General features: G+C 54.1%; 8 protein-coding genes and 2 pseudogenes. 3 read left to right on the top strand and 7 right to left on the bottom strand.

Annotation, left to right across the window (positions count from 1 at the left end):
* The 3 genes from NOR51B_RS06595 to NOR51B_RS06605 all read right to left on the bottom strand — a co-directional run.
* Positions 1–847, bottom strand: an 847-nt coding sequence (locus NOR51B_RS06595; protein WP_040481878.1) for a dipeptide epimerase, incomplete at its 3' end; no start/stop codon positions are given.
* 92 nt (positions 848–939) lie between these two features.
* Positions 940–1,638 (bottom strand): helix-turn-helix domain-containing protein, encoded by a 699-nt coding sequence (locus NOR51B_RS06600; RefSeq protein ID WP_040481879.1) that lies wholly within the window; start codon positions 1,636–1,638, stop codon positions 940–942.
* The gene (locus NOR51B_RS06605; protein WP_009019593.1) at positions 1,639–3,186 is read right to left on the bottom strand and encodes a serine hydrolase; all 1,548 of its coding nucleotides are present in this window, start codon (positions 3,184–3,186) and stop codon (positions 1,639–1,641) included.
* Positions 3,187–3,380: 194 nt separating this feature from the next.
* Here NOR51B_RS06605 and NOR51B_RS06610 point away from each other — a divergent pair.
* From NOR51B_RS06610 to NOR51B_RS06620, 3 genes and pseudogenes are all read left to right on the top strand, one after another.
* A pseudogene (locus NOR51B_RS06610) lies at positions 3,381–3,776 on the top strand (IS6 family transposase); the annotation flags it as partial.
* Between the two features lie 595 nt (positions 3,777–4,371).
* The gene (locus NOR51B_RS06615) at positions 4,372–8,160 is read left to right on the top strand and encodes a choice-of-anchor U domain-containing protein (RefSeq protein ID WP_230198418.1); all 3,789 of its coding nucleotides are present in this window, start codon (positions 4,372–4,374) and stop codon (positions 8,158–8,160) included.
* Between the two features lie 178 nt (positions 8,161–8,338).
* Positions 8,339–9,045, top strand: a pseudogene (locus tag NOR51B_RS06620) (IS6 family transposase).
* Between the two features lie 84 nt (positions 9,046–9,129).
* On the opposite strand, the gene NOR51B_RS06625 reads toward NOR51B_RS06620, so the two are convergent.
* From NOR51B_RS06625 to NOR51B_RS14920, 4 genes are all read right to left on the bottom strand, one after another.
* On the bottom strand, positions 9,130–10,623 hold the full coding sequence (locus tag NOR51B_RS06625) for a C69 family dipeptidase (RefSeq protein ID WP_009018955.1): 1,494 nt from the start codon (positions 10,621–10,623) through the stop codon (positions 9,130–9,132).
* A gap of 234 nt (positions 10,624–10,857) precedes the next feature.
* A complete protein-coding gene (locus NOR51B_RS06630) occupies positions 10,858–12,735 on the bottom strand; it encodes an FAD-dependent oxidoreductase (RefSeq protein WP_009021339.1) in 1,878 nt (625 codons plus the stop codon).
* Positions 12,736–13,320: 585 nt separating this feature from the next.
* On the bottom strand, positions 13,321–14,163 hold the full coding sequence (locus NOR51B_RS14915) for a site-specific integrase (protein WP_009020515.1): 843 nt from the start codon (positions 14,161–14,163) through the stop codon (positions 13,321–13,323).
* Positions 14,164–14,583: 420 nt separating this feature from the next.
* The gene (locus NOR51B_RS14920; RefSeq protein WP_230198419.1) at positions 14,584–16,416 is read right to left on the bottom strand and encodes a glycine-rich protein; all 1,833 of its coding nucleotides are present in this window, start codon (positions 16,414–16,416) and stop codon (positions 14,584–14,586) included.
* Positions 16,417–16,490 lie beyond the last annotated feature (74 nt).

The following is a 16,490-nucleotide window of genomic DNA, read 5'->3' on the forward strand; positions in this document are numbered from 1 at the left end:
GTGCCATGGCAACACCGGTTCCCAGCATGCAGCCCACCATAAGTCTGAAACCGCTACCTTTGGCGGCGTTGGCAAGCGACAAGGCCTCGGTGAGGCCGCCGGTTTTGTCCAGTTTGATATTGATGTACTGATAACGTTCTTTTAAAAGAGGCAGGTCGCTGCGATCGTGACAGGACTCATCGGCACACAACGCGACGGGTCCTGTATAGGCGTCTAGTTCTTCATCACGGCCTATGGCCAGAGGTTGCTCAATCATAAACACACCCAACTGATGTAACTGGGGTGAAAGTTCATTGAGTTGCTGCAGATTCCAACCGCAATTGACGTCTACAAATAAAGGCGTGTCTGGCAGTGTGTCTCGAACTGCTCGTACGCAGCCCAGGTCATCTTCGCCACCCAGTTTTAATTTGATGCAACTTGCACCGCGCAAGTCTATGGCCTTTGCAGTAGTTTCAGCAGGTGTTCCAATGCCGATGGAAACATCAGAATCCAAACGCGCTTTAGGTGAAACATTCGCCAATTCCCAGACCGACTTGCCGCTGCGTTTGGCCTCTAAATCCCACAGCGCACAGTCAATAGCGTTGCGTGCGGCTTTCGCGGGGAGTAGGTTCTGAAGAGACTCTCGGCTGTAGTTATCTGCCTCCAGTAGAGGGATAACCGCCTTGATTTCGGCCAATGTCTGGTCTGCATGCTGGCCATAGATCCCCATTGGGCAACATTCCCCTCGACCGACATGCTCACCATCTCGTATTTCAACCGCGACGATGTCCAGCCCGTTCAAGGTGCCAAAGGCCACCCGAAACGACCCATTCAGTTCTATAAATCGCTTCTCAGCGGAAAGTTTCACCTTATCTGGCTCCCACCATAAATCTTTGTTTGTGACTACTGCTGCACTTATAGCAAGCAATTTGCTAATACCGAAAAATTTTCAGAGCCGGGTTAGGCGTTCAACTCGGACCATTCATCGGCGGTAAAACGCCGGGATTCGAAATCACCGGAGTTGGCTCCAGCGGCAGTCGGAGGTAACCCGTTTGGGCTGTAAACCGTGAACACCCTGGCAGGCTTACTATTTGCAGCAACCGTTGAATGCCAGATATGTCCGTCCATAAACAGGCTATCACCCGACTCTAACAACACCGGAGAACGCCCCTGAATGTAGATGAGCAAATCGCCTTCGATGACATAGAGAACTTTTTCTCCCGGATGGGACACGAACTCTGACTCCCAAATGGACACTGGATCAATCTCAAAGACAATGCAGTCCAACTTACTGTCGTGAATATCGGGGAACAGAAACTGTTGCGATAATTCTGCTTCTCGAATGGAGTCTCGGCTTCGGTGCCTATCAATGCTTAGCCGCGGCTCGCCAACTGGCTTTACCGGCAAAGTTGTCGAAAGCTTCGAGCCTAAAAAAACCTCTGCCGCAACATCCAGAGCCTCCGCCAACGTATGGATTTTTTCCACATTCAACGATAGCCGGGTGTTTTCAATTCTGGACAAGGATGAAATGGAAATTCCTGACTTCTCTGACAGCGCTTCCAGGGTAAGTTTGCGTTGCTTGCGCAGTTCACGTAATCGCTCGCCGACAGAGTGGCTCGGTGTGGTTGTGCTTCCCTGCTTCTTTGATCGCTTGCTCACCTACTTCTCGACTCGTATCAACTTCAAATCATGGAAGTTAAATGAGGGGTCTGTAGCTGCAGACACCGCTTTCATAGTGGCGGACGCGACACCGCCGGTAGCGCTCTGCTGAAAATTAATATAGGCATCCGCCTGTAGTCCACGATTGGCCCAGTGGACTAAAAATCGATCGCCGCTGATATGTTCCACGGGGCCCGACAGATCGTTTGAACCAAGATTTAGATGCAACTGTCCCTCGCGTAAGGTGACAACAACGTCCCCAAACCAGGCATCTCGATAAACACCGACATATTCCTCTAGCGCCTGTGCTGGGCGCACTCCCTCAGTCTTTTTCTTTGAAGTAGTGCCTCCTTGTACCTCCGTTTGATGCGTGTCCTCGGGAGCGGGAGCCAATGCCGTAATGATGTCTCTGGGTTTGGCTGAAAATGCCTCTTCAGCCAGCTGCCTACCAATGGCTCTGGCAGCGCCTGAACCGCGGTTCGTCATCACCATAATGCCCAGACCCTGTTCCGGGAACACGCTTATATAGCTCACCATACCGGGCAGGCCCCCACCGTGCTGTGCCTGTAATGCGCCATAGCTATCTTGCAAAAACCAGCCAAGCCCATAGGCCGAAAAACTGCTGTTTCCGTAGCGAATGTTGTCAGGACTGACAGTCATGGGGGTGATTGGCTCTCTCAATGACTGAATACCATCCTCGCTCAGCAGTGATTCTTGCGCCTTCTTATTCATTCCCAAATTGAACTGCAGCCACTGGCTCATGCCCACGGCATCACAATAGATACCACCAGCGGCTTGGATCACTTCGGGCAGTGGCAGGTCAACAAGCTGCATTTTGCCGTCGGCCACCGCATGGGCACGGGCTACCTCGGCGCTGGCCGGAATATCCGCATGGGACGGTGCGCATGCCTCCATATTGAGCGCGGAGAAAATATGCTGGTCGATATAATCTCCCCAGCTTTTACCCGAAAGCGTCTCAATTAAATCGCCGGCCACGACATACAACAAATTGTCGTAAGCAAAATCTGTGCGAAAACTGGTAGCAGCTGGCAAATTGGCCAATGCTTTGTAGATGTTCTCGCGGTTGGATTTGGTTTCGGTGAGAATCACGAGATCACCGGCATAAGGCGCCAGACCGGAGCGGTGGGTCAGCAAGTCACGCACCTGAAACTCGCGTGTTACCCAGGGGTCTGCCATTCGAAAGTTGGGAAGGTGGTCTATTACGCTATCGCGCCAGTCTAATTTGCCTTGGGCGACCAGTTGAGCCAATGCGGTGCCGGTAAAGGCCTTGGAAATAGAACCGATACCAAACAGTGTGCTCTCATCCACTGGTTTTGTTCGATCGAAGCGTTGCACCCCGTAACCCATGGTATAGGCGTCTTCTGTGGGCTGTACCACAGCAATAGCCACGCCCGGAATCCCATACTGCTGCAGTGTTTGCTCAGCTATCTCATCGATACGCTCAGTACTGATAGGCGTGATGGTTACACCGGCAAAAACCGGTAAACAGCTGATACAAAGTAGGCAGGTGACTACAATTCGCTTCATGGTTGGACTCTCCTTTCAAACGGATTATTGCCAGCTGACGCATATTTTGCAATAACTGCAAAAACTAACTCTGAGTGTCAGAAAGCTGCACCAGGGGTATTGCCAAATTAACCGGGCCGGGTTGGTAGAATCGGCTGATGACTACCTATAAAGGTACTGGCAAGTTAACTGACCCTGTTCGGTAGGCTCCGCGCATGGATACTTATAAACGCCACCGATTCCCACCCGAAATTATCAGTTATGCAGTTTGGCTCTACTACCGCTTCAATCTAAGCCACCGGGATATTGAAGATCTCTTGGCTGAGCGCGGCATCACTGTCAGCCGCGAAGCGATTCGCCTTTGGTACCCAAAGCACTCGCTACGCTCATGGGGTAGGCCCTGCATCAAGTTCGGCACTATTTATGCGCGGAGATTGAGACGAAAACACCGAGGCTATGGGGACACCTTCTACTTCGATGAAGTATTCGTAAAGATCAACGATAAGCAGCACTACCTGTGGCGAGCAGTGGATCAGGATGGTGAGGTGGTGGATGTGTATCTACAAGCGAAGCGTGGCGGCGCTGCTGCTAAACGCTTCTTCAAACGCCTATGCTTCGGATAATGATGGACCATCGTTGCGGTGCGCATGTGTCTGACTTTTGAGGCGTGTGCTATTTTGCGGTATAAGGTTTCGGGCGATTACGATGCAATACTTGCGTAAACATAAATCGCACACAGGTGGTCTGTTGAAATCTGTCGTGTAATGGTGTGAAACGATGGCTATACGTGTCTTTCTGGTCCTGCTCTTGGTTTTTTCTGCCGGGGCCCACGCGAATCGTTTCGCGTCAGAACCACTCCCTCCACCAGGTCTCCGCCTAACTGCTATCGATCCTGGGTCGGCAACCGCGAGTGGAAACCTTGAGTACTACCTGACATTTCGGGAGGTGGGGAGCGCCTGCCCGCAGGCTACTCTGATGCTTGATCTCCCGAGTGGAGTTACCGACGTTGTAGCGCCGACTGGCCAAGTCACGGGTAGCAGGGTGACCTGGAGTTTGGGGAGCGTTCCGCCAAACAGAATCGTGAAGAAAAAGGTTACAGTTCGGATCAGTGCTGGTACACCTCCTTCCAGCCTGCTTGTCGCGGCGGCAAGTATTAGAAGCGGCAACCGAAATAAGTCGTGTACCAGCCCTGTAAAAACGCCTCCTGTGGAGGTAGAAGTTGATCCGCCCGTTCCTCTCCCTGCGCTCACCCTGGAGAAATCCGCCTCGATTGACGTTGTGGAGCCGGGAGAAGTCTTCACTTATACGATTAACTATGCGAACGATGGTGCTGTTGACGCAACGGGGGTGGTGATCACCGACACTCTGGATGGCCGGTTGAACCCCGTCTCTGCAACGGGCGGCGGCATCACGGCGGGTCAGGTTGTGACTTGGAATATCGGAACTGTCAGACCAAACACCGGTGGTTCTTTGGTAGTGGAGGTTGAAGTGGGCTCGGTGTCGGATGGTGTCCTTCTGCCGAATGGCGCCCGCCTTACTAGCAACGAGGTGGCGGACGTCGCCGCGGAACCTGTCGGGGTAACGGTAACCACCAATCCGCTTCTGAATCTTCAAATGGCTGCGGCTGAGGCGTTTGTGGACGCTGGGGCGTACGCGGTATTCACGATTAGCTATGAAAATATCGGGACGGGGGTGGCGACGGGAGTGAAGCTCCAAAATACCCTCCCTGCTGGACTCACGCTGGTCAGCGACAGTGGTAACGGGCAGGTATCGGGGTCCTTAGTGACGTGGAACTTGCCTGATCTTGCGGCGGGGCAAAGTGGGTCTGTCTCGCTCAACGCCTCGGTGGACACGCCAGTAGCCGACGGTACGGAACTTATCAATGAAGCGGCTATCACCTTTGATCAGCAGGCCCCTTCTCCAATCGTCGCTGATGCCGTTGCCACAGTGGTTAGCGGCCCAGCTCTCGAGATCGTGAAGACGGCATCGGCCAACGTCGTCGAAGCCGGTGAGACCCTCACCTACACACTCACGTATCGCAACACGGGGTTTGACGTCGCTACCCCTTTGGTCATCGTGGATGACCTTCCCTACCAAGCCCAGATCGTCTCGGCATCTCCCGCGCCAGCGTCGGTGTCCAACGGGCTCGCCTTCTGGGATCTTGGAGAGCTGCCCGCGGGGGGGGAGGGGTCGATAAAGGTCACCGTCGCCGTCGACAGTCCATTGCCCAACGGCACGGCGCTCCTCAACGCGGCTTATGCGCTTGCAAATGGCGTCGATGCAGTCAGCGACGCTGTGTTCACCCTCGTGGCCAGCGAGCCCGTACTGGAGATCAGTAAGCAGGCATCGGCCCTTGATGTGCAGCCCGGGGACACGCTTACCTACAAGATTAGCTACGGTAACTCGGGCACCGACATCGCCCCCAACGCCGTGATCTTCGACATCCTCCCCGGCGACGTGACCTTTGTCACCGCCTCGGGCAATGGCAACTACGTCCAGTCATCCAACAGCGTCGGGTGGAGTCTCGGTGATCTGGCGGCGGGCGCTCAGGGTTCGCAGACGGTAAAGGTCCAGGTCAATGGGCTCCTGCCTGATGGTACTAAGTTGGTAAACACCTCGGCGATTCTTGCCAAAGGCACTCAAAGCCAAACCGCGCAGTCGACGGCCAATGTCAGCAGTAATCCTGATCTGGCACTCACTGTATCCAGTAACCCGGAGCGCGTCGTATTAGCTGGACAAACTGTGGGCTACTCACTTCAGCTTGCCAACCGGGGCAGTGATGTGGCGCGAAATACCAGGGTAATCGATCAGTTATCGCCTGGTAGTGCACCATCGGTGATCGGCCAAGGGGGGCGATATGATGCTGCTAAAGGCACGATCACCTGGAACGTCGTGAGCCTGGCGCCCGGAGCTACCCAAGTCTTCGATTATAGCGTCCCTGTGGCAGTAGGCATCCCCAACGGTACCGAGCTGATCAATACGGCTTCGGCAGTGGCGGACAACGCGGCGAATGTTTCTGCTGTGTCGGTGGTTGAGGTCAGCAGTAGCCCTCGACTCGCGTTGTCCCTGAATGGACCGGCAGGCGCCTCGCCCGGAGACACCCTCGTTTACACCCTGTCCTACTCGAACACGGGAAATGCGGTTGCGGCGGATGTTTCGCTGACGAGCCCTGTGACCTCACCTCTGGACTTTGTATCTGCCTCTGACGGTGGGAGTGAAACGGGTGCAGTGGTAACCTGGGATCTCGGCGACATTCCGGTCGGAGGATCGGGTTTCGTTGAGCTGTTACTGCAGGTGCCCGTTGGCACGCCTGGAGATACGAGCGTGATTGCCAAGGCGAGCATTGGGGCTTCGGGCACCGCGCCGGTCAGTGATTCTCTCGTGACCAAACTGAAGAGTCAGGCTGAGCTTGAGGTCCGCATTCAGGCGACGCCCGACCCGGTGCCGGCCGGCGGCGGCGCCGTCTTCGAGGTAACGCTGTCGAACTCAGGCAACGCCGACGCCACCTCAGTACAGCTTGCGGCTTCCGTGCCGCCCTCCTCAAGCTTTGTCCTCGCCAGCGATGGCGGCGCGTATGACAACACCACGGAATTTGTGGGATGGGCCATCGGCACCCTCGCAGCGGGCGACACGCTGACCCGCTCTTTCACCGTAACCGCCCCGAACATAGCATTCAATGGTGCGACCCTGTCGAGCCTCGTCGGCCTCGATGCAGACAACGCGGCGGCGGTGTCCGATGCGACCGGAGTCCGGGTCTCAAGCAGCCCGCTGCTGATCGGCGGCATCGGCTCCCCGGCCTCCGAAGCGCTCCTTGGTGAGATCGTGGCGTTCGATGTCGAACTGGCGAATGTTGGCAGCGCGCCCGCGACCAGTCTAGCGGTGGTTGAACAGTTGCCCAACAACGTGGATATCCTTACGGCAAATTCCGGCGGGATTATCGATGCAGGCGCTAGAACGGTTAGCTGGGATCTGGGCGATTTTTCCCCTTCAGACGGGGTGGCATCTCTGGTCGTTGAGGTTAGAACCCTCTCGCTTACGCCCACGATAGAGGCGGTCGCGACGGTCACCTATGATCCTTCAGAGAGCGCAGACATTAGTGCCTCGTTGCCGGTGCGGGCCCCGGCGCCGGGCAATGTTCCGGAGCTTACGATAGGCGCCAGCGTTCTCGACTTCGGCGATGTGGAAAGCGGCGGCCGCAGTACGGTCAAGACGGTCATTCTGTCAAACACGGGCATTGCGCCGCTGGATATCGCCGGCATCACGTCTGCCAATGCGCCCTTCGCGCTCACGGGAGGAAGCTGCGGATCCGTACCATTCACCCTGGCTTCGAGTTCAAACTGCTCTCTCGCCTACACCTTCAGCCCCGCTGTAACGGGATCAGCCAGCCAGGTCATTAATATCAGCACCAATGCCGCGGGCAGCCCGGTCACGCTTTCGCTGCAGGGGGCTGGCGTTGATCTGATCCGCAGTTTCAGCGGACCGCTGCCGTCGGGTACAACGGGAACCCTTAGCTTCATTACTCAGGATCCGCGCTGTGCGTTTGTCGGTACGCCCCAGTTTATTCCGGCAAGCGCGGCCGCGGGGGCACCAGCCAGCCTGGAGTTGCTCGACGGCCTGACGCGGTTCACCATCGGGGGCTGCCAGCCTGGCGCGTCCGTAAGCGTGACTATCGACTATGGCGTGCCCGTGCCGGATGGCACACAGGTCTGGAAGGTCGGAGCGCCCTGGCGTGCCCTGGCGACATCACTTGGTGCTACATCTGTAAGCTACTCCCTCACCGACGGTGGCGCTGACGATGAGGATGGGACGGTTGACGGAACCATTGTCGACCCCGCGGGTGCCGGGCGTCTTGTAGGCGTCAGCCATCCTCCGGAATCTATTCCGGCCTTGCCTGTATGGGCGTTCCTGCTGCTTGTTGGTTTATTGCCCTGGCTGGCACATGTGGGGGTTAGGCTCTTCATCTCTAAAGGGCGACACCAGCATTCATCAAACTGATTTTGCGGAAACGGCTTAAGGTCGAACAGGTACTGACAAGTTAACAGCCCGAAATTGATAAAATCGGCTCATGAATACGTATAAACGACACCGATTCCCTGCAGCCGTCATCAGTTACGCCGTCTGGCTTTACTATGATACTGCCAAGTAAAGTAACCGTAATTGGTAGAATCCGTAGATGAATACCTACAAGCGCCACAGATTCCCGCCTGACATCATCAGCTACGCCGTCTGGCTGTACTTTCGTTTCAATCTAAGCCACCGCGATATTGAAGACCTTCTGGCTGAGCGAGGAATCATCGTCAGCCGCGAGGCGATCCGACTGTGGCGCATTAAGTTTGGGGCCATTTATACCCGCCGGCTGAAACGAAATCACACAGGATACGGCGACACTTTCTACATTGATGAAGTCTTCGTGAAAATCAACGGTAAGCAGCACTTCCTGTGGCGAGCTGTAGACCAAGATGGCGAGGTCGTTGATGTGTATCTTCAAGCGAAGCGTGATGGGGTGGCAGCCAAACGCTTCTTTAAGCGCCTGTTACGAAGCCACGGAACAGAGCCAAGAAAAATAGTGACAGACAAACTACGCAGCTATGGCGTTGCCCATCGAGAACTGATTCCTGACACGATCCATAGCACCGAGCAGTATGAGAATAACCGGGCTGAGCAATCACAGGGTCTGCCCCGCTTCATGGGTATGAGGCGACCAGGGTGAGGGAGCGGGGGATGCGTAACTTCAAGTCGGTAAGGCAGGCTCAGAGATTTCTCGGTGTCCATGCTGCCGTGTCTAATCTATTCAATTTGGGAAGGCACTTGGTCAAGGCAAAGCATTATCGGGATCTGAGGATCAGTGCATTCAATGAATGGAGTAGGGCGGTTGCTTGACTCTGGAGGCCAATAACTGCTGGTCTGGAAAAGTTAACTTGTCTGAACCGAAAAAAGCCAAGCTTCCTTGGTGCGACTTCGATATTACTCACACTTTACGATTCCGTTATCGTAATCGAGTCGGCTCAGTTCATTTGTTTCTGGCGATCGCAGCCCAAACAACAGCCGAGTTCTTGCCTCAATGCTGCCTAGGAGGGCATTGCCAAGCGCCAATGCAGAGCTGGCGGCTTTATCAGAGTATTCAGTGAGATACTTAAGTGCCAATTCCTCGTGTCCGCTGTCGAAAAGAGCATTTGAAGTCTGTTCCACAGAGACCGTATCTGCGATGAGCTGATCTTCAAATGCAGTGAGTGCCTCAGTCACTTCCGGAAGGAATTTTTCAGGGTGGTCACAAGTAAAGTACATGAGGCGTTTGAAGGAGCGCCCGGCAAATTCCGTTGCTTCCTGAATTTGCCAATCGGGCGTTACAAATCGAGTGGCTTCGCCTTTGGTCAGATATCGATGCTTACCAAACTCCATGGGAATGCTCTGAACGCCAATTCGGTAGGGAACGAAGGGAGTGGTTATCGACCCAGTCGCCGCCACCCAAAGGGTTCGATTCTCTGGTCGCACGCCCGCACGAAGATGCGCAACCTGACCGTAACCTGTTGTGTCTTTTGAGAGGCGCGGATCGCGTACCGCATCTAACATTTGCCTTAGACTGATTGGGGCGGACTGCCTAAGTTCCTGCTCCAACTCGTCCCTCGGATATTGTGCAAAATCCTCTCCGTAGACCGCCGTTACATTGAATGGCTCTCCCGCATCAGGATCGAACCAGCCTTGCTCAACGGCGAATTCAATGAAATTTTGAGATCCCATGTAGTTGGGGTCTTCTTGAAAGTTCAGTGGGATGTTTCCTATGTCACCGGGGTATGAAACGCGGATTTCATCTGGCCCAAGTCGTTGTGCGATCCATAATCCCTTCCCCCCTGCAAAATTAATCAGGACCCAGCCTTCATTTTCATCTGCAAACATGTGGGAATTGCCGCCATACGTTGAGTACCCATACTCATCAATCAGCTTACCCACGATCTCAACTGCCTCGCGAGCGGAGCGGGCGCGCTCCATCGCAATGCGAGACAAATCGCTGTAGCTCGGCCCTGTCTGGGGGTTTGGCGTCATCGCAATGAGCTCTGGGCGTGAAGGCGACCAGACGTCACGACCAGCAACGTTGTTTTCGTTCAATCCTCCATTGGTTATGGGAGGAGGAAAGCCCTCATAGTCCGAATAATTCATCGTGAGGTAGCGAAAGGTCCGCAACGCTTGAGGAATCTGAATATATTTCCCCGGCATATTTGCGGTCTCGTCGACCCCAACCTTTATTGTGGTACCCGCCGGAAAGCGATCGGCCGGAACAACCTCAAGCCAGTGACTCGATACCTCGTCTCCCGATCCGCCTATAAGCACACTGCCATCATCTGTAAGGTTTTTGCCGACATAGATCGCATAGCTCGCGTGCGAAATGGTAGGAGTTAGTGTTAGTAGTGCTAAAAACACGACGACAACGGCAGATTTGTGCGCTAACTTTTTGCTCGCCATTTTTGTAACCCTTCTTAATGATCGATAGTTAATGAACAACGGCTTAGGTTCATGAAGCCGTGCGATCAAATATTTATTACAGCTTGACCGTCTCTTGCGTAACGCCGCACAAAGGACACTTTTTACCGCAACGAACCCGGCACATTGTGCCGCAGTAAAGGCTAGCGAAGAGCCGGTGGATGACCCTGAAAACGCCAGGCTGGTAGCAACACCGTGTCTTAGCGCTTCGCAAATTTAGCCGAGGACTTCATTCACCGAACGTAAAGCGGCATCAATCGCAGCGTGAACGTAGGCATAAGCTTCCGAGTCGGAATTGGCGATACTGATTCGACCAATAGGTCTCCGGCCAATTTCGTGGGGTGCCTGCCCTGGCTCCCACTTGGGATCGTGTAGATCCAGATACTCATAGGCGTAACCATGCGACCAGCGATTGACTGTTATCGCCGCAATGTCGGTGTTGGCGTTAAAGCCGAATTGGCCGAACATCCCATCGAGTTGAGCGCGTATTTCTGACTCGTAGTCGGAGAACGGTGTGGCGAGAATCCGATGCCTGCCGAGCCGGTAAAGCTCTCTCGCCGACTGCCCCGGATCTCCCTCGGGTGTTGGCACATGACCCATAAAACACACCATAGGTTCTTCCTGGTCGTCGGGTGGCTGGTAATCGCCGAGCGTCACCGGAGGGGCGTGGGATACAAGCTCGAAGAAACTACCGGGGCACTGGTAAACGGAGGCACCGCCCTGCCTGATGGCAGCGCCTGACTTCAGCAAAACGTTGGCCCAAATGAAGGGCGCCTTCACGCCGTAGGTGAGATTCCCCTTTTGCACTTCGGGTAGTTCGGGGCACAGGTGGGGAATCATTCCGTTGTAACCCGCTAGAATACAACGCCTGCCTCGCACTGTATAAGCCTTGCCCTCCGTTACGTACGAGACATCCACCACGTCCCCATCGACATTGACAGCATGTACAGCGGTGCTGTTCAGGCGAATACGCACAAGGGACGTGTCGGCATCAAGTTGCGAGTAGTCGAATTTCGCCGCGGCAATATCGGTCATGGAATCACCCGATGCGATGGAGGGGATCAGTTTTCTTACCAGCAATCGGGCGACTGAGGCATTGCCATCAGGAAACATTGGGTTGCGGGCGGCGTTTTCGCTCTCGGGATCATCGGGCGCTACCATCGAGTCAGGCAGCCCCACCGAATAAAGCCCGGGTGCTCCCAGCTTCAGTGCTTCGCTGACGGACACTGCCTCGATACCGACGCCAAAAATAGCTCGAATGATCGGTTCATAAAGCCTGGCGCCCAGTGGCGATAGTCCAACCTTTTCCGTAAGAAATTGAGCGTAGCTCGTCTGATGCAGATAATGGTCCAACTCCGCTATATCCAGACCGGGAAGAAAATTTGAGTCCCCCGAGATTAAACTGACCAGCGCCGGTTTGTCGCTGGCGGGAATATTCAGGGATTCAATCGCCGCGGTGACATCACCTTCGTCCAATAGTGCTTTTGCCCAGGCCTCGTTTATCAGCTGCGGTTTTCCGTACTGCGCCTCGCTGAGGTATAGGCCGTAGGGCGCGGTACCATTACTGAGTAAATAGTTGTCAGGGCCTGCGTGCTGAAGCGCCTCAAAATCAATACCAATCTCCTCCAGCAGTCCATGAGCGGCCTCACTCATTGCGGCCTCTTCAAGATTGATACTGCCACCAAAGCTCAGGAGCATTCGCCCCTTGATATGAAACTCGTTGCGCTTGGCGTGACCGCCGAAATCATCGTGATTGTCGAGCACCAGGATTTTCGCACCGGTCCCCGCTCGCTTTCCGTAAGCGTACGCGGCAGCGAGGCCGCTGATACCGGCGCCAACAACCACGAGATCGAATTCCTCGTCGATGCGCTGGTAGGCTACTGGGCGCTTGCCTTCTCTCGCCAGCGCATGCGCGACTTCATAGGAACCATCATGGCTGCCGCGCATACCGGTGAGTATCGGCGGGTAGTATGCGGCGGTGCCCGGTCTTACTGTTGAAGTTTGTGCCCGTGATGCAAAAGGGGCGAGCGCGGCACCGGCTACTGACAGCGCGATGCCGTCGAGGAAGTCACGTCTCGTTATTTTATTACTCATTGATGATTACTCCTCTGCGCCTACTCAGGCGTTTTTCCACAACAATCAATTCGCGATAGAACGGTATGTGCCAGCTTTTGGTGCTGCCCCAACGCTCCATGAAGCGATTAAACCTGAAATATCGAGATTGCAATCAAGAACCGAAGCAGCGCACTGAGGCCTGCGTCTATATCGATATCTTACAGTGTTGCCCGGCCTCTATGAGGTTTGCTCACCTTTTATCAGTTAATGCTTGCGCAGAGGGGTTCGGCGAGTCTCTTGCATTTCGATGTGTCGACTAAATGTCCTTCGCGTAGTGCTTTATGTTCAACCGTTCTTCTTTTCTTGCTTTAGCAACTATTCCTTTATTGGAGCGCTACTCCCAATAAGCTTATATGTTTCCGTGCCGCGAAGCTGCTTTCTCGCATTTAGTACTTTTAAGTGGCTGCAGTGTTTTTCAATCATTATGACGCTTGTCCCCATTTGTACAGCCAATGTATGCACAGGCACTTTGTCGTATGTCAGAGCAAATGTCGCATATGTGTGTCGTAAGCTGTATAGCACACGCTTTTGGTTTGTAATCGGAAAAATTCGTAATTCCATAAATTAAAGTAGCGAATCGAATAGCTTTGCAAATGACGTTGGTTCGATACCAGTCTTGGTTCGAATTACATAATGTTCATTGTCCGCGCGAATCACGTGCGACAAGGGGTGTAGAACACGACCTTTTCCAGAAAAGTTCCTACGAGCGATGCGTGTCAAAGCTTTGATACTTCGTTTGTTCGCTATGATTGTCCGCCTCCCCGTTTTCCCGCTAACGTTTATTTCGAGGTGCGCATTGATGTCGTGTTGTTGTTTTTGCGCATTGTCATATTCGTCGCTGCTAAGAGCGTCTACACCTTCTTCGCCTAGCTCGGCGGCTGTATATGCATCACTAGTTTTTTCGGTTTCTGGTGCTATGTGGTACTTAATCTGATTCCATTTAAGCTGCATTAGCTCGACACCTGGTCTTGCGCCTGTGTCTAGCAGTAACTCGATATAATCCCCTAGCAGCTGTCGTAGCTCGAGGCTTTTCTCTTTCGTAGCCGCAGCGATCCATTCCTCTATCCCTTCGAGTAAGAGGTTGATTTCTTCCAATGAAAAGTCTGGTCGCCTTTTCCTTGTTACACCAACAGCTTTCAGTGGAGGTCGATTTGAGCTCGTCAAAAAGCCCCTTATCACGGCTTCGTCAAAAACTTTATTCAGAGCGGCGTTATGAGAGGCGATAGTGCTGCGAGTAGGTGCTTTTTGCATGATTGCCGCACGTTTCGCGTTAAGCTCTTGAAGTGCTTGTTCGTCGATACTCGTGATCTTTTGGTGTTTGAAGGTCGGTATTAGATATAGGTTGATTGCTTGTATGTACTCCGAGTAACTGTTTTTGCCGTTCCCTAGTGCGATCTCATCGTTCATGCGCTTGATGGCGAGTTTCGCGATATCGCTAAAGCGCCGTGTGATAGTCGGGAGGTTATCGCGCTGCCGTATCTTCGCCTCGAGGTATAACTCCTTCGCACTTTCAATGGCTTCATCACGATTGCGTTTCTTCGTAGAGACTCGCTGCCATGTGCCGTCAATGCCGTACCTGCATTGCCAAATTGTGCTGGCTCTCCATCATTAAAAGGGACACCGGCATTCATTAAACTGAATTTGCGAAGTTCGTTTAATGGAGAGAACACCCGATGTCCCACGCAGGTTTGACACGGTACCTTCCCGAACTGGAGGTTGACCCCTAAACGCTGGCAAGCAACAGATCGGCTATCTCATCAGGCGCCCAGATAGCCCCTTTGACGCCCTTCGCGGACCATGGGGTATCCGCCAGCCAGGCGCCAGAAGTCAGCGAAAAACATTCCGTTGCCTACGAAAACGAAACGCCAGTAAAAGCATTGACATTGCCAAAATCATGTACGCCCACACAGGGAGTGCTGGAATCGGTGTGGAAAAGGGGACTACTGCCGTCACCGGATCCGTAATTGAGTCATTGACGATTCCGTCCGAGTCCAGGGGGCCGCCATCTTCGATGGAGTAGGTGATCGTATCGCCACTGACAACAGCACCCGGTATCGCGGTCCATACACCCGCCGCACTTCGCTTGTAGGCAACGCTTCCCGCTGGCAACGGATTTCCAAATTTCGCTGAGATCTGTACCGGGCTACCGCACCCATCAATTTGGAAGGCGAGCTGCGTTGGGAATGGAACGCCAGGAGCACCAACGGTCGAGACTGCTGACCCAGTAACGGGACCATTGAATGCGCAAGTGCGGTCTACGCCACTCAATACAATTCCGACACCACTACCCCCGGCATCGCCATTATCCCCAATACCGTCGCCATCACTATCGACGCTTTCAACTGGATCTTCTGGGAACTCATCTACCGAATCAAAGACGCCATCACCATCAGAATCCGGATCTGGAGGAGAGGGAATAACTATTGGCGTTGGATCATTCTCGCCAGCTTCATCTGGGTTGCCATTTCCGTTCGGATCGGGGTCCACACCATCGTCAGAGGTGTCGTTGGTTGTGTTGGATGGGCCTTCGGCGCTGGCTTCCGCTTGATTGGAAAATGGTCCCGACAGGCCATTAGGTGAGAACTGTACCGTAAAAGAAACCTGCGCGAACGCACCAATTGCCAGGCTTGAAGACCCGGCCATCAAAAGATTAGTGTCGCCATCCCCATCAAAACCCGCATTGGTGGTCAAGGTTCCGGTCGCGATCGGACCAGACGACACGGTAAAGGTTGCAGGAGCGGGGAATGTCGTGGAGAGAACATCGGCAACCTGCACATTGCTCAGCGCCACATCACCAAGATTTTCAACAATCAGGGTGATGTCTGTTTGATAAACCCCGCTTCCAACACTGCTTACCGCACCCGCTTGCTTGGCGAGCCCTATTACGGGTGAGGATGCCGAGGCGGTATAGGTGATCTGAATTTCGCCATTTCCTGCTCTGACGCCTGCAGTAGTGGAGCCATTGGCCAGACCCTGTATGTAGGACGATCCGCCGCCACCGCCACGACAGTTACCACTGCCGCCTCCGCCATACCAGCCGCCGCCGCCGCCATAGCCTTCACAGCCGCAACCGACGCCTGCTGTAGTACCTCCAAAACCAAAACCGCCTGCCACAATTGGGTTGTTCAAAGAGCGACAAGTACCATTCGCACTAGCCGTTTGGGTTCCACCGCCACCTCCAGGGTTAAACGATAGTCTGGATCCATCTCCTCCAGTCAACCCACCGCCAACGCCTCCGATGACATTTTGCCCATTCCACTCACCGCCGCCACCGCCGCCACCGGCTACAATTACACGGTCGCTAAGGGTATTGCCGGCAGTTCGCACATCAGACGCACCACCCCCACCGGCCCCAAGGCTATCGCCGGCCCCGCCCCCATTGAACCCGCCCTGCTCGCCAGAGGGCTGTCCACCAACATAAATATTTAGAACATCCCCCGGTGAAACGGAGAGATCACCCTTGGCATAGCCGCCAAGGTTGTCTGTAACAGGGTCACTCATACCTCCCTGGGCACCCCATGCCTCAATAGTGACGGAGGTAACACCTGTAGGAACGACGAAGGTTTCTGCCGCTCCCGTATAAGTGTAAGTATCAGTGACGCCGAAAGCAGAACCAGCGCACAGCGCTAAACCTGTCAGGAAATATCTTGCCTTTGACATACCCATCACTTGACTCCGCCCAACGTTATTTCATTTCTGAGTAGCGAAGCAGGTTGTCACACCACTTGTCAACG

Origin of the sequence: Luminiphilus syltensis NOR5-1B (assembly GCF_000158175.1) — a bacterium.
Taxonomy (GTDB): domain Bacteria; phylum Pseudomonadota; class Gammaproteobacteria; order Pseudomonadales; family Halieaceae; genus Luminiphilus; species Luminiphilus syltensis.